This window comes from Ruegeria sp. BI7 (assembly GCF_056537925.1).
In genome coordinates, this window is record NZ_JBQFSK010000005.1 from 239,425 (window position 1) to 252,714 (window position 13,290).

The 13,290-nt window shown below is 57.1% G+C and carries 15 protein-coding genes; 6 read left to right on the forward strand and 9 right to left on the reverse strand.

The features are described from left to right. Window positions 1-31: 31 nt before the first annotated feature. Together lepB and rnc are read left to right on the forward strand one after the other, a co-directional pair. Complete coding sequence (gene lepB, locus ACR0JB_RS14105; protein ID WP_170350371.1) at window positions 32-868, forward strand: signal peptidase I; 837 nt, start codon at window positions 32-34, stop codon at window positions 866-868. After that, complete coding sequence (gene rnc / locus ACR0JB_RS14110) at window positions 865-1,545, forward strand: ribonuclease III (RefSeq protein WP_170360034.1); 681 nt, start codon at window positions 865-867, stop codon at window positions 1,543-1,545. Before lepB ends, rnc begins: the two co-directional genes overlap by 4 nt. Before the next feature lie 62 nt (window positions 1,546-1,607). Here the strand turns inward: rnc and ACR0JB_RS14115 are convergent, their stop codons facing one another. Continuing rightward, window positions 1,608-2,984, reverse strand: coding sequence for a multicopper oxidase family protein (locus ACR0JB_RS14115; RefSeq protein WP_170398683.1), 1,377 nt, complete (start codon window positions 2,982-2,984; stop codon window positions 1,608-1,610). Between the two features lie 157 nt (window positions 2,985-3,141). On the opposite strand from ACR0JB_RS14115, the gene era reads away from it, so the two are divergent. Both era and ACR0JB_RS14125 read left to right on the forward strand, forming a co-directional pair. Then, complete coding sequence (era, locus tag ACR0JB_RS14120; protein ID WP_170398686.1) at window positions 3,142-4,050, forward strand: GTPase Era; 909 nt, start codon at window positions 3,142-3,144, stop codon at window positions 4,048-4,050. After that, window positions 4,047-4,376, forward strand: a complete 330-nt coding sequence (locus ACR0JB_RS14125; protein ID WP_170398689.1) for a DUF1491 family protein — start codon at window positions 4,047-4,049, stop codon at window positions 4,374-4,376. Before era ends, ACR0JB_RS14125 begins: the two co-directional genes overlap by 4 nt. Before the next feature lie 49 nt (window positions 4,377-4,425). Here ACR0JB_RS14125 and ACR0JB_RS14130 read toward each other — a convergent pair whose 3' ends face one another. Both ACR0JB_RS14130 and ACR0JB_RS14135 read right to left on the reverse strand, forming a co-directional pair. Then, window positions 4,426-4,842, reverse strand: a complete 417-nt coding sequence (locus ACR0JB_RS14130; protein ID WP_480790004.1) for a hypothetical protein — start codon at window positions 4,840-4,842, stop codon at window positions 4,426-4,428. Between the two features lie 215 nt (window positions 4,843-5,057). Next, window positions 5,058-5,498, reverse strand: coding sequence for a cupin domain-containing protein (locus ACR0JB_RS14135; RefSeq protein WP_480790005.1), 441 nt, complete (start codon window positions 5,496-5,498; stop codon window positions 5,058-5,060). 207 nt (window positions 5,499-5,705) lie between these two features. Between ACR0JB_RS14135 and recO the strand changes: the two genes are divergently transcribed. Continuing rightward, entirely contained in the window at window positions 5,706-6,431 is a 726-nt protein-coding gene (gene recO, locus ACR0JB_RS14140; RefSeq protein ID WP_170411319.1) for a DNA repair protein RecO, read from the forward strand. On the opposite strand, the gene ACR0JB_RS14145 is transcribed toward recO, so the two are convergent. The 3 genes from ACR0JB_RS14145 to ACR0JB_RS14155 form a co-directional block, all read right to left on the reverse strand. After that, window positions 6,415-6,807 (reverse strand): META domain-containing protein, encoded by a 393-nt coding sequence (locus tag ACR0JB_RS14145; RefSeq protein ID WP_480637567.1) that lies wholly within the window; start codon window positions 6,805-6,807, stop codon window positions 6,415-6,417. The genes recO and ACR0JB_RS14145 overlap by 17 nt on opposite strands. A gap of 41 nt (window positions 6,808-6,848) precedes the next feature. After that, window positions 6,849-7,403 carry a hypothetical protein gene (locus tag ACR0JB_RS14150; RefSeq protein ID WP_170377524.1) on the reverse strand — a complete coding sequence of 185 codons (555 nt, stop codon included), beginning with the start codon at window positions 7,401-7,403 and terminating at the stop codon, window positions 6,849-6,851. Between the two features lie 159 nt (window positions 7,404-7,562). After that, window positions 7,563-9,254, reverse strand: a complete 1,692-nt coding sequence (locus ACR0JB_RS14155; RefSeq protein ID WP_480790006.1) for an acyl-CoA dehydrogenase family protein — start codon at window positions 9,252-9,254, stop codon at window positions 7,563-7,565. 145 nt (window positions 9,255-9,399) lie between these two features. On the opposite strand from ACR0JB_RS14155, the gene ACR0JB_RS14160 reads away from it, so the two are divergent. Further along, on the forward strand, window positions 9,400-10,164 hold the full coding sequence (locus ACR0JB_RS14160) for a sulfite exporter TauE/SafE family protein (protein ID WP_170507402.1): 765 nt from the start codon (window positions 9,400-9,402) through the stop codon (window positions 10,162-10,164). Here the strand turns inward: ACR0JB_RS14160 and ACR0JB_RS14165 are convergent. The 3 genes from ACR0JB_RS14165 to ACR0JB_RS14175 all read right to left on the reverse strand — a co-directional run bounded on the left by ACR0JB_RS14165 (window position 10,161) and on the right by ACR0JB_RS14175 (window position 12,986). Further along, entirely contained in the window at window positions 10,161-10,625 is a 465-nt protein-coding gene (locus tag ACR0JB_RS14165; protein ID WP_174821493.1) for a hypothetical protein, read from the reverse strand. The genes ACR0JB_RS14160 and ACR0JB_RS14165 overlap by 4 nt on opposite strands. Window positions 10,626-10,736: 111 nt before the next feature. Next, window positions 10,737-11,027 (reverse strand): hypothetical protein, encoded by a 291-nt coding sequence (locus ACR0JB_RS14170; protein ID WP_170350384.1) that lies wholly within the window; start codon window positions 11,025-11,027, stop codon window positions 10,737-10,739. Window positions 11,028-11,387: 360 nt separating this feature from the next. Continuing rightward, window positions 11,388-12,986: a phosphoenolpyruvate carboxykinase gene (locus ACR0JB_RS14175; RefSeq protein ID WP_170350385.1), complete on the reverse strand. Its 1,599-nt coding sequence runs from the start codon at window positions 12,984-12,986 to the stop codon at window positions 11,388-11,390. Between the last annotated feature and the right edge of the window lie 304 nt (window positions 12,987-13,290).

Sequence of the window (13,290 nt, forward strand, 5' to 3'; positions counted from 1 at the left end):
CACCCCAACAACCAAAGGACCGGAGAGCAGTATGGCCGAGGACGTCAAAACCGGAAATCCCGTGTGGGAGACGATCAAAACCATCGTCTATGCCCTATTGATCGCGGGCGTTTTCCGTACCCTGTTCTTTCAGCCGTTCTGGATTCCTTCCGGCTCGATGAAACAGACGTTGCTGATCGGGGACTTCCTGTTCGTCAATAAAATGGCCTATGGCTATTCTTATGCTTCTTGCCCAAGCTTGATTATTCCCAGCGTCGGCTTGAACGTCGATGCGGAAGATATTTGCGGTTGGATGAAAGGTGACAACACGCGCATTTGGGGGGGTGAGCCCGAGCGCGGCGACGTCATCGTTTTCCGTCATCCCGTCACCGGGCGCGACTATATCAAGCGGCTGATCGGCCTGCCGGGGGATCGCGTTCAGGTCCGTGAGGGGCAGATCATCTTGAACGGTACACCAGTGCCGCAACAACCCGACGGCGTCTTTACCGAAACCGCCGAACCTCAAGGCCCGCAAGGCCTGCGCCCGCGCTGCGAGAACGGGCCTGTCGGCATTGGCGGTGTCTGCGAAAAGAGCCGTCTGATCGAAACCTTGCCCAACGGGGTCTCTTACGACGTGCTGAACATCACTGATCAGGGTTCGGACAATACCGGCATTTATACTGTGCCCGAAGGCCACTATTTCTTCATGGGTGACAACCGCGACAATTCCAGCGACAGCCGCTTGCCACAATCCGCCGGGGGCGTGGGGTATGTTCCTTATGAAAACCTGATTGGTCGTGCTGATCGGATCATGTTCTCGTCCGCGGGTCGGTCGATGCTGTTCTTCTGGACCTGGCGTGGTGACCGCTTCTTCAAGGCGATCAATTGAAGCTTTCCGCCGAGATAAAAGCGTTTGAGCAGCGATTGGGGTATGAGTTCGCAGACCCCGAACTGCTGGTACGCGCGTTGACTCATGGATCGGTCTCTTCGGCGACCCGACCCGACAATCAACGGCTGGAGTTTCTGGGCGATCGCGTTCTGGGCTTGGTCATGGCGACGGCTCTGCTTGAGGCCGACAAGAAGGCATCCGAGGGCCAACTTGCCCCCCGCTTCAATGCGCTGGTCCGCAAGGAGGCGTGCGCTGACGTGGCCCGTCAGATCGACCTGGGCGCGGTGTTGAAACTGGGCCGGTCGGAAATGATGTCTGGCGGCCGCCGTAAACAGGCCCTGCTGGGCGACGCGATGGAGGCGGTCATTGCCGGGATCTATCGTGATGCCGGGTTCGAAGCGGCGCGGGATGTTATTCTGGCGCTTTGGGGGGATCGTATCCACACGGTCGAAGCTGATGCGCGGGACGCCAAAACCTCGTTGCAGGAATGGGCGCAGGCGCGGGGCCAAAAGCCGCCGTCTTATGTCGAGATCAAGCGCAGCGGCCCGGATCACGCCCCCGTCTTCACGATTGCCGCTCGACTGCAAGACGGCACCGAGGCTCAGGCAACCGCAGGTTCAAAACGTCAGGCAGAACAGGCCGCAGCCAAATCGCTGTTGGAAAACCTACCTAAGTAGATTGTGGTCTTGGGCAGGGGGCAAGCCCCCTTTCGCCCGTATTGGTGTGGTCAAACTGAACCTCAATCCACCCGAATATATCCGGTTAGCCCGGTTTTCTGATGCTCGATCACGTGGCAATGAAACGCCCAGTCGCCCGGGTTGTCGGCGACCAACGCGATCTCGACCACCTCATCTTTCAACAGCAACATCGTGTCGGTCAGCAATGGTGGTAACGGGCGAAGGTTCGATTTTATCGGTACAAAAGCCAACCCATGCAGGTGGATCGGATGCAGGTTCGGTGACTCGTTACGCAATCGCAAAACATAACTTTTACCTCGTTGCAGCGTGGCCAACGGACCAACCCCTTTCGCCGCATCCCCCGGCCAAGGCCTTCGGTTGATCGACCAGAAGTTATACCCCAGAGAGCCACAAAACCCATTGGTCGGTTCGCCTCCTTCGGGTGTCCAGCCAAAGACAAATTCGTGCAATTCGGCATTCGCCAGATCCGGTTTTGTTGTGGGGTTCACGGGTAGGGGGCGCAGCTCGCGCAGTTCGCGCGAGACGGGCGCACCCACTGCACGCAAACGGGTCATAGAGCGATTCGGCTGTCCAGGAAACTTGGCCATCAGATCGACAGTCTGACCCTCGCCTAGTGGCATTTTCAAAGCAAAATCCACACGCTGTCCGGGTCCAATCAGCAAGGGGTCATCGGCACTGGGCAATGGAAAGTCAACTTCGACCGGATGACCGTCCCATGCGATAATTCGGGCCTCGGCACCGTTCAGATGCACCTTGTAGATGCGGGTTGTGTCCGTGTTTACCACGCGCAAACGTACAAGGCTGCCTGCGGCGTGATCATAAACCGGCCCATCCAGCCAGTTCGCCGTTTGCACATTACCAAAGGTTCCCGCCCTTGCGGCCCCGCGCGCAGTGTAGGCAGGCAGGAACGACCCGTCATCATTCAGGCGGAAATCACGCAGGTTGATCACCTGCTCGCTGTCAAAACCGGGATCTTCGGCCTCGGCGATCACCAACACTCCAGTCAGACCATGGGCCATCTGTTCCATCGTCATGCAATGAGGGTGATACCAAAAGGTGCCCGCATCCGGAGGCGTGAATTCATAGTCAAACACCTCACCCGGTCCAATCGGCATTTGGGTCAGATAAGGCACCCCGTCCATGTCATTCGGAATACGCAGCCCGTGCCAATGCATCGCCGTATAATCAGGCAGGGTGTTGCGCACTGGCAGGCGCATCACCTCACCCTGTTTGCCATGTAAAATCGGAGGCGGCGCGTCAGGCGACAGGCTGACCATACCGGTGGTGACCTGATCGCGCAGGGCAAAGCTGGCGGGTTGGACGACCAGCTCTTGCGCACCTGCCGCTAAACCAAAGCCACCTAGACCCAATACCCCTGTGGCAGCGCCACTACCCAAAAGAAACTCGCGACGGTTCATATCAGCCTCATGAAAAGAAGGATTACCTGGCTGTTATTGGCGTGGCTTGATCCGGTGATGCCATTCCGACCGCATGGCCGCAATGCGACAAATGCCTCTGGCCCGCGGGGGCTTTCTGCTATAGGGGTGCGCACTTGCAAACAGGATCGCATCACACATGACCACACGCGCCGGATTTATCGCCCTGATCGGAGAGCCCAACGCAGGCAAATCCACCCTTCTGAACCGCATGGTCGGGGCCAAGGTTTCGATCGTGACGCATAAGGTGCAAACCACCCGCGCCCGCATTCGTGGTGTGGCGATGGAAGGGGATGCGCAACTGGTTTTCGTCGACACTCCCGGCCTGTTCAAACCCCGACGTCGTCTGGATCGCGCCATGGTCGCCGCCGCATGGGGTGGCGCCGCCGACGCCGATGTCGTCGTGCTGATGGTCGAAGCGCATCGCGGCATCACCGAAGGGGTCGAACGCATCCTCGAAGGTCTGGAAGAGATCGGGCAGGGCCGTACCATCGCGCTGGCCATCAACAAGATTGACAAGGTTCCGTCCGAGAAACTGCTGGCGCTGACCAGCGATCTGAACGCGCGCTATCCTTTTGCCGAAACTTTCATGATTTCGGCTGAGCGCGGCTATGGTGTGGACGATCTGCGTGAGTGGCTGGCCGCAGAACTGCCCGAAGGGCCGTGGCTGTATCCCGAAGATCAGATTGCCGATCTGCCGATGCGCATGATCGCCGCCGAGATGACGCGCGAGAAACTGACCCTGCGCCTGCATCAGGAACTGCCCTACCAGTTGACCGTCGAGACCGAGAACTGGGAGGAACGCAAGGACGGGTCCGCCAAGATCGATCAGGTCATCTATGTCATGCGCGATGGTCATAAAGGTATCGTTCTGGGCAAACGCGGCGAGACCATCAAGGCCGTCAGCCAGGCGGCGCGGGCCGAGCTGGAAGAGTTCCTCGACCGCAAGGTTCATCTGTTCCTGCAGGTCAAGGTTCGCCCGAACTGGTTGGAAGAATCCGAGCGATATTCGGAAATGGGTCTGGATTTCAAAGACGGCAACGCATGACGCGTCTGACGGCTGATTTCTGGGTCCACGCCTATCTGGCAAGGCTGCGGTTTCAAGAGATTCCGGCCTACGTAGTGGCCCACGGGGACGATACGGCGGGCGCGGTGCTGGTCAAGCTGAACACGTTGGACGGTCAGGCCGTAGCCTTCCAACGCAGCTTTGATCTGATGAGTGGTGAACGTAAATGGGTCGAACTCTCTAGCGGTGCGGAAATGGACGTGGATGAAGCCATCCGACGCCAGCGCAGCTTTGACCCCGATCTTTGGGTGATCGAGGTCGAGGATCGGCAGGGGCGGCATTTGCTGGGCGAAGAAGGGTTGGAATAGCGCTCCTTGTGCTTTGTAATGGTAATCTACGGCAGTCAAAACATGGTTGCTACGTGGAAACCTGTTCAACAAGACAGGCGTCGTCGATCTGGAACGTAGCGATCTTGCCGTCTGCTACGACGAAGACGACCTGACTGACGCAATTGTCGACCGTAGTGGCACGTCCGACCAAAGTCGTTTTATCGGTTGTGATATTGACGCTGGTGAAGGAAACACTCGTATAGGCTTGCACGGTTTCGAACTGAGATTTAAGTGCCTGCAGCGGATAAATCGATTTCATTTCGGTTGATGTGAGTTCGAAGGCAGCTGAATATTTTTTCTCACCGACTAATGAAAGGAATTCCCTTGCCAAAGCTCGTTCCTGTCGGCTGAAAAAATAGATGCTGGCAACAAACAAAACCAACAAAATTGCCAGCGCACCAAATGCTTTTAGTACCCAGCCCAAAATTCTTTTAAGTGTTCCCATTGCTCTATTCGATTTACGAAATTAATTTTTTGCCAGATTATTCACACAGTTTTTTGAGCGCAACCTAAACGGGTCGAATTTACCACCTTCTTCGTTCGTGAGTGTTATGCACCGGCTGGTTGGCTTAAAACTCCCTAACGTTGGACGTTCGGAGTCACTGCATTCAATATCGTAGTGCTTGTTTAGTATTGGTTTGTTTTTGCTGGTGTGAGGTTTCAAACCATCAGTTCGACGCCCGTCTTTCGTACCACTTCGGCAATTTTTGCACCGTCCTGAACGGGGCCCGGTGCTTCGCGGTCCAGGTCTGTGAACATCTCGATAGCGCGTGAACCTCTTCCGCTTATCTCAAGTAGATGCGCCCCGCCGGGGCCGAACTTAAAGCTGTGTACCGCACCGGCCGGGAAATGGACTAGCGTGCCAGCGGGGGCGCTTCTGGTTTCCCCGTCCATGACAAATTCGATCTCGCCATTTACCACAAAAAAGGTCTCATCCCAAGGGTGCGTGTGGGGCGGTGGGCCATTGCCTTCGTGACCGTAATTGAGCGTGACTGCATAATCCCCGATCTGTTCAAGACGTGCTAGCACAGTGATTTTGTCGCCAAGAACGTTCAGGGGTTCAGGGTAGTCGGAAGGTGAGGTGAAAAAAGGTGTTTTCATGGTGTACTCCTGTCTGTTCTCGGGGCGTATCCCGTTCAAATCAATCAATGAACCTGCCCCAGCAGCGCGCCGGTGCCGTTGATCATAGCATTTGTCGGAAGGTCTGGGGACTTTTACAGAATTGCAGCGGAACCGGCATATATCTTGCGCATGATCGGTTGTTGCGGTCTTGTGGCCGGGAAGTTCTATACCCATCAGGAGCCCACTTTGGATTGGCGTGATCACGGCATCCTTCTGACCTCGCGCCGCCACGGCGAAACGGCGGCGATCATCGAGGTTTTTACCGAAGGCCACGGTCGCCATGCTGGGGTTGTGCGCGGGGGCGCCAGCCGCAAGACCGCGCCGATCCTGCAACCGGGGGCGCAGTTGGACGTTCTGTGGCGCGCGCGGCTTGAGGAACATATCGGAACGTTTCAGGTTGAACCCCTGCGATCCCGCGCGGCGGCGGCGTTTTCGGGGCGCTTGGCGCTGGCCGGGTTAAACGCTGTTGTCTCCTTGTTGTCCTTTTGTCTGCCGGAACGAGAGCCGCACCCTGCCGTCTACAATCAGACGGAACAGCTGATGGATTTGCTGGGCCAGGATGAAATTTGGCCGCTGGCTTATCTACGGTGGGAACTGGCCATGTTGGAAGAGCTTGGGTTCGGGCTTGATTTGTCCGTTTGCGCCGTGACGGGCGCACGTGAGGGGCTTGTTTATGTCTCGCCCAAATCCGGCCGGGCGGTCAGCGGCGAAGCGGCAGGGGAATGGGCGGATAAGCTGTTACCTCTGCCGCCTTGCCTGCGCGGAGAAGGCGCTGCGCCGGACGCAGAGATCGCAGCGGGTTTGCAAACGACCGGGTATTTTCTGGAACACCGCGTGGCCCCGTCGCTGGGGCACCACCCGCTGCCAGAGGCGCGGGCACGATTTGTGGATCAGTTCACTCGACGGCTGTAAACACCATCTCGTGCCCGTCTTCATTTCGCAGGATCAATACATCACCAGAGACCTCGGACTGGGTCATGGCCATAAGGGCTGCGAAGTAGAACCCTTCAGCCTCAAGCCCGGCACAGGCGGCGCGGGTCGCAGTCAGGTCTGCAATCTCAAACCACGGATATGGCGCGTTCAGAGTACCGCTGTAGCTGTTGCAAGGGGCATTTCCTGCAATCTTGCCTTCCTCGGGAAAGCGCAACAGGGCGCTGGTCTCAAAGGGTTGTCCGTCGATTTCCTGCAACGCCCATGTTTGATCAGCCGCGCCGTAGGCAGCGACGGTTTCGTCCTTGTCGCATTGGAAAAGGGCCAGCAGAGGTAGGGTCAGGATCAGGCGGGTCATGGGATGGTCTTAGCGCAACCTTTGAGCGGACGGAACCGACGTCAGTAGGGGATCTCGCCGCTAATCAATTCTTCCCGGACCTCCAGACGAGGGCGCCAGTTGTATTTGGTATCTTCCCGGACCGGCGCCCATGTCAGCGCGCCGCTGGCCCGCCAAGGGTCAAGGATGATCCCGTCATACATCGAATCCCCCTTGGCACTGATCAGAGCCGAGTGGTGGATGATCCGAAACGCCGTCGGCGGGGAAGTCGCCCAGTGCAGGTCCAGCGTGCGGAAATTCTCTTGCTTTAGGCGTGTGGTCATGGCCTGAGCCCAATCATTGCACAGCCCAAACTCGCGAAAGCCGTTGATGACCTTGGCGTTGTGGATGATGGCTGAGTCTGTGACGTTCCATTCCTGCTTCAATTGCTGGGAATAAGAGTAGGCAATCGTCGCGGCTTTGTTTGCCTCGGCCGGATCGACCTTGGGGCCAAGGGCCTGGATGGCCATCGCCAGATCGTCAATATCGCTTTGGCCGACGGTCGGTTGCTTGGTCGCGCATCCGCCAAGGACTATTGCCGCTAGAACCGCACACAGTGCGAAAAGTCGTCTGGTCATTTTTCGTGCCATTCTTTCTTGAGCGCAGGATGCTCTAACCAGGTTCGTATCTGAGATCAAAGGGGAAGTTCGCCATCAGCGGATCACAACCTGCCCCGAACAGAAAAAGACCCGGCGCCAGGGCCGGGTCAGTTGGGGAAACGGGAATACCGAAAACCGTCAGCTCAGCAGTCGTCTTGCGATAACCTGAGCCTGAATTTCAGCAGCCCCTTCGAAAATATTCAGAATACGTGCGTCGCACAGAACGCGGCTGATCTTGTATTCCAGCGCAAAGCCGTTGCCGCCATGGATTTGCAGACCGTTGTCCGCAGCCGCCCAGGCCACACGCGCGCCCAACAGTTTGGCCATACCTGCCTCAAGATCGCAGCGCTGGCCGTGATCCTTTTCCCAGGCCGAAAAATAGGTCAGTTGCCGCGCGATCATGATCTCAACCGCCATCATCGCCAGCTTGCCCGAGACACGGGGGAAGTTGATCAGCGATTTGCCGAATTGCTTGCGGTCCTGCGCGTATTGCATGGCGATATCCAGCGCACTTTGTGCCACGCCGATGGCGCGGGCGGCGGTCTGGATACGGGCCGACTCGAAGGTTTCCATCAGCTGTTTGAAGCCTTTGCCCTCTTCGCCACCCAGAAGGTTTTCACCTTTCACATGGAAACCGTCAAAACCCAGCTCATATTCCTTCATGCCGCGATAGCCCAGCACTTCGATCTCGCCACCGGTCATGCCGGGGGTGGGGAAGGGGTTCTCGTCCGTGCCGGGTGTTTTTTCAGCTAGGAACATGGACAGGCCGCGGTGATCGGTAGTGTCCGGATTGGTCCGCGCCAGCAGGGTCATCACATGGGTTCGGGCCGCGTGAGTAATCCAGGTCTTGTTGCCGGTGATCTGGTAATCGCCGTTCTCATCCTTGACGGCGCGTGTACGCAGGCTGCCAAGGTCGGATCCGGTGTTCGGTTCGGTGAACACAGCGGTCGGCAGGATCTCGGCGCTGGCCAGTTTCGGCAACCAGTTGGCCTTTTGCTCGTCGGTGCCGCCTGCGATGATCAGCTCGGCCGCGATCTCGGACCGGGTGCCCAGCGAGCCGACGCCTATGTAACCGCGCGACAGTTCCTCGGACACCACGCACATCGAGGCTTTGGACAAGCCGAAGCCGCCGAATTCCTCGGGGATGGTCAGGCCGAAGACGCCCATTTCGGCCAGTTCTTCGATGATTTCGATTGGGATCAGCTCGTCCTTGAGGTGCCAGTCATGGGCGTTCGGTTCAACCTTTTCCTGTGCATAGCGGCGGAATTGGTCGCGGATCATTTCCAGTTCTTCATCCAGACCCGAGGCGCCGAACATGGTGGAACCGGCCTGATCACCCATAAGACCAACCAGTTGTGTGCGGGCGGCCTGTGTGTTGGCCTGAGCCATCAGCGTCTGGACTTCAGCGCATTGGAAACCGGACAGGGCGTCCCAACCAAGGCCCATATCTTGCAGACGCACGACCTCACCCTGGTTCATCGGGATGCCACCTGCGACCTGATGCAGGTACTCACCAAAGGCGATCTGATGCAACAGCTGTTCCATTTCGCCAAATTTGCCATCTGCATCCAGGGCTTCGGCCCAGCGTTGCATCTGTTGTAGTGATTGGTTGTACGTCGCCAGCCACGAAAGGCCGTGGGCGGCGGTTTGATTGGCTTCAATCAACGCGCCAGAGACCCGGCCGTCAGCGGTGACTATCCCGCGGACCGACTCGCGGGCGCGTTCAAAAACTGCTTCAACGGCAGGCAGGGCCGCGCGGGTCAGCGTCAGAAGGTCGGGCAAAATCGCGGATGTCGTCATCTGGGTCATATCCTGTCCGTCATGGGCCATGAATCACGTCCTTCTTTAGAGTCGTCTGGTCATACCATGCTGCACGTGCAGCGCAACAAAAATGCGAATTAAGCAGTGAAAAAGTTCGAAAATTGCTTTGTCGATTTTGCGATGCAGCGCGTGCCAAGAGTGTTATCACGGGCGCATGACATTGTTTTCCTTACTCAGTCCGCATGACTTGATGCTGGCCGCCGCCCTTGCTTTTGTTGCGGGGTGGGTTAAGGGCATGGTTGGATTTGCCATGCCGATGGTTCTGGTGTCGGGGCTGAGTATGTTCTTGCCGCCCGATCTGGCGATCGCCGGGTTGATCTTACCAACGCTGGTAACCAACGTGTTTCAGGCCCTGCGCGAGGGGGTGCCCGCCGCCGTGTCCGCGATCAAGCAGTTCCGTACCTTCTTGATGGTAGGTTTTGTGTTCCTGCTGTTGGGGGCCCAGGTTGTCAGCGCCGTGCCCGCGTCCACGTTTCTGTTGATGATTGGCCTTCCGGTTACGGTTTTCGCGCTGTTTCAAGTGCTGGGAATGCAGTTGACACTGAGCAAACCATCGGCACGTGTCGAGGTGGGCATAGGCGCGATTGCCGGGTTTATCGGAGGGATGTCCGGCATCTGGGGGCCGCCAACCGTCGCCTATCTGACTGCACTGAACACACCGAAGGCAGTGCAGATGCGCGTGCAAGGCGTGATATACGGACTGGGATCAGTGGCATTGTTGCTGGCGCACATAGCGTCGGGCATTTTGCGAGGCGAGACGGCACCTTTCTCGGTTGCTTTGGTCCTGCCGGCACTGTTTGGTATGTGGGCGGGCTTGCAGTTGCAATCACGAATCGATCAGGCGTTGTTTCGAAAGGTAACGTTGCTGGTTTTGCTGGTCGCAGGGGTGAATCTGCTTCGTCGCGCGCTAATCGGTTAGTGGCGCCTGTCCGCAAGCCGAAAGGCAAAATATAGCCCCAGCATCAGGAAAAACAGGCCTGAGATATCACCGATCAGAAAGGCGACATATTCGACGCGCGCGCTGCCAAAAGCCAGATTGGTCAACCCCGAGACAAGGAAGGAGGTGACGATCCCAACCCCCATGACGCATAACCAACAAGGTTTGCGATCCGGTCGGGGAAACAGATCCCAACCTGCCCACTTAAATAGATAGAACACCGCAGGAACGGTGGTGACGGCAATGAATATCGCCATCAGTCGGCTTGGCAGAAACACGTCGCTGCCGCCGAGAACGGCAAAAACAAGGAAAACGCCGGGCAACAAGGCGAATATCGCCCGCCATCCTAACAGCCACGCCGATAGAACCCGCACCCCGTGCGGAAGAAACAAAAGACTGGCCCGACTGGGGTATTCCGGAAAAAACACGTTCTGAAGCGGCATCAGGACCTCAAAAGTGAGGTACGATGCGACGACATAAGCCGATGAGGCAAAGAGCGTGTCAGTAGCCCACCTGCGCACGTTGATCAGCCACCTGTACGCAGGAAGAAGGCATTACTTGGGTGCATGAACGATATACCGGCCCCGGTTGGCGGTACCGCTTTGCGACAGATACCCTTTCTGTACCAACGATTTCAGCGCACGAAAGAATGTCGGGCGCGAGACGCTTTGAACCAGCGTGTGTTCAATCAAGCCGAATGTGCGCACTTCGTCATCGGATTTGGACAGCTCTTCGGCGGCGTAATAAATGTCACGCTCAACCGGAGACAGCTGTTCCAGGCCCAGCGTCCGTTCCATGCTCTGCATCAGTTTACGCAGTTCGGTCAGTTTTGAGATTTCTGTCATATTCTACCTGTCGCTCTTCGTGTCGATGCCGCTGCTCGGCGGCAAAATGCGATATACCGATTTCTTAAACAATATCAGTAAGTCTCATATTGACACTCATCCCCTTTAGCTTACACTAGTCACGTTTTCAGGTTGCTCATCGTGCTGATGTGAGAGTTCGCCCGAGCCACCCAAAGGTCTTTTTACTTTCCGCCCGGTGCGTAAGCGCCGGGCTTATTCATTTCAATAGCGTCGAAATTACCTCAGGCAGGCATGCCGGGCAACGCATTTGTACGTGAAGTCTGCATTATGCAACTTTAGAGAGAGTATTTTCGCGATACCCTCTAAGGAAAAAGGGGGCGTCAGCGCCCCCTTGTCCAATTACCCGATTGCAACGGCTTTGATGTCGTCGTCGATGAACGGCAGGTACTGCTCAAAGTTCTCGGCGAACATCTTCACCAGTTTCTCGGCCTGTTTGTCGAATGCCGCCTGATCGTCCCAAGTGCGGCGCGGGTCCAGCAGAACCTCGGCTACGCCGGGTACGGTCACCGGCACGTCAAAGCCGAAATTTGCGTCCTTGCGGAATTCGGCATCACGCAGCGAACCGTCCAGTGCCGCAGTCAGCAGCGCACGGGTGGCTCTGATCGGCATCCGCGAGCCAACGCCGTAGGCACCGCCGGTCCAGCCGGTATTCACTAGCCAGCAGGTCGCGCCGTGCTGAGCGATTTTTTCACGCAGCAGGTTGCCGTAAACTTCCGGACGGCGCGGCATGAACGGCGCGCCGAAACAAGTCGAGAAGGTCGGCTGGGGTTCAGTGACGCCACGCTCGGTTCCGGCCACTTTGGATGTGAAGCCCGACAGGAAGTGGTACATCGCCTGTGCCGGGGTCAGTCGCGCGATCGGAGGCAGAACGCCGAACGCATCACAGGTCAGCATGATGATGTTCTTGGGGTGCCCCCCCAGCGCGCTGCTGGACGCGTTCGAGATATACTCGAGCGGATAAGCGCAGCGCATGTTTGCGGTCAGCGAGTCGTCGTCGAAATCCAGTTCCTTGGTTTCGGGGTCGAAAACCATGTTTTCGATGACCGTGCCAAATTTGCTGGTTGTCGCATAGATTTCCGGCTCGGCCTCGGCATTCAGATTGATGGTCTTGGCATAGCAGCCGCCTTCGAAGTTGAAGGTGCCGCGATCCGACCAGCCATGCTCGTCGTCACCGATCAACGTACGCGACGGGTCGGCCGACAGGGTAGTCTTACCCGTGCCGGACAAGCCAAAGAAAACAGCGGTGTCGACTGGATTGCCAACTGCGTGGTTGGCCGAGCAATGCATCGGCATCACACCTTTTTCCGGCAGCATGTAGTTCAACAGGGTGAATACGGACTTTTTGTTTTCACCTGCGTATTCCGTGCCGCCGATCAGGATCAGCTTGCGATCGAAGTTCAGTGCAATCACCGTCTCAGACTGGCAGCCGTGCTTTTTCGGGTCGGCCTGGAAGCTGGGGCAGTTGATGATGGTGAAATCCGCGATGAATTCATCCAAATCCTCGCGATCCGGACGGCGCAACAGGTGGCGGATGAACAGGTTGTGCCAGGCCAGCTCGGTGACCATCCGAACGTTGATCGAATAGGCTGGGTCTGCTCCGCCAACGAGGTCCTGCACGAAATAATCCCGGCCCTTCATGTGAGCCAGCATATCATCATAAAGCGCATCAAAGCCTTTGGGGCTCATCTCGGCGTTGTTTTCCCACCAGATAGAGTCAAGGACGCTTTCAGTTTTGACAACATGTTTGTCCTTGGGTGAGCGACCGGTAAACTTGCCGGTAGTGACCAGAAATGCCCCGCCGTTGCCAAGTGTACCCTCGCCACGCTTCAACGCCTCTTCAATCAGCGCCGGTTCCATGAAGTTGTAATAGACATTGCCCAATCCCTCGATGCCCTGATCTTCGAGGCGGAATTGCGGGTTAACCCGTCCAGATGTCATGTGTGTCTTCTCCTGTGGCGGCGCATTGGCGATTGGCCTGGATGCGCTCTTGGGGCATTTGCCGGAAAAACCCGGCGGTCAAGCGCCTCTTATCACGGTCGTTTAGGGCATGAACAGGACGGTTTGGCGCAGTTAGCGCCACCAAGCTCAAGTTTAGCGCCACCAAGAATTTCCTGATGGAAATCTGGGCAGTATTTTGCGGGCTGCAAGGCATTTTTGCCGCATAGCTGCCGCAAGAATGGCATGATTCGCAGTTACGGATTGATTCGGCGCGTCAAAACCGCCAACAATGACTTACAAAAAA

Coding starts and splice junctions, on each gene's coding strand:
- lepB (WP_170350371.1), top strand. CDS start 32: ATGGCCGAGGACGTCAAAACCGGAAATCCCGTGTGGGAGACGATCAAA.
- era (WP_170398686.1), top strand. CDS start 3,142: ATGACCACACGCGCCGGATTTATCGCCCTGATCGGAGAGCCCAACGCA.
- ACR0JB_RS14150 (WP_170377524.1), bottom strand. CDS start 7,403: ATGACCAGACGACTTTTCGCACTGTGTGCGGTTCTAGCGGCAATAGTC.
- ACR0JB_RS14160 (WP_170507402.1), top strand. CDS start 9,400: ATGACATTGTTTTCCTTACTCAGTCCGCATGACTTGATGCTGGCCGCC.
- ACR0JB_RS14135 (WP_480790005.1), bottom strand. CDS start 5,498: ATGAAAACACCTTTTTTCACCTCACCTTCCGACTACCCTGAACCCCTG.
- ACR0JB_RS14125 (WP_170398689.1), top strand. CDS start 4,047: ATGACGCGTCTGACGGCTGATTTCTGGGTCCACGCCTATCTGGCAAGG.
- ACR0JB_RS14165 (WP_174821493.1), bottom strand. CDS start 10,625: ATGCCGCTTCAGAACGTGTTTTTTCCGGAATACCCCAGTCGGGCCAGT.
- ACR0JB_RS14130 (WP_480790004.1), bottom strand. CDS start 4,842: ATGGGAACACTTAAAAGAATTTTGGGCTGGGTACTAAAAGCATTTGGT.
- ACR0JB_RS14170 (WP_170350384.1), bottom strand. CDS start 11,027: ATGACAGAAATCTCAAAACTGACCGAACTGCGTAAACTGATGCAGAGC.
- ACR0JB_RS14145 (WP_480637567.1), bottom strand. CDS start 6,807: ATGACCCGCCTGATCCTGACCCTACCTCTGCTGGCCCTTTTCCAATGC.
- ACR0JB_RS14115 (WP_170398683.1), bottom strand. CDS start 2,984: ATGAACCGTCGCGAGTTTCTTTTGGGTAGTGGCGCTGCCACAGGGGTA.
- ACR0JB_RS14175 (WP_170350385.1), bottom strand. CDS start 12,986: ATGACATCTGGACGGGTTAACCCGCAATTCCGCCTCGAAGATCAGGGC.
- ACR0JB_RS14155 (WP_480790006.1), bottom strand. CDS start 9,254: ATGGCCCATGACGGACAGGATATGACCCAGATGACGACATCCGCGATT.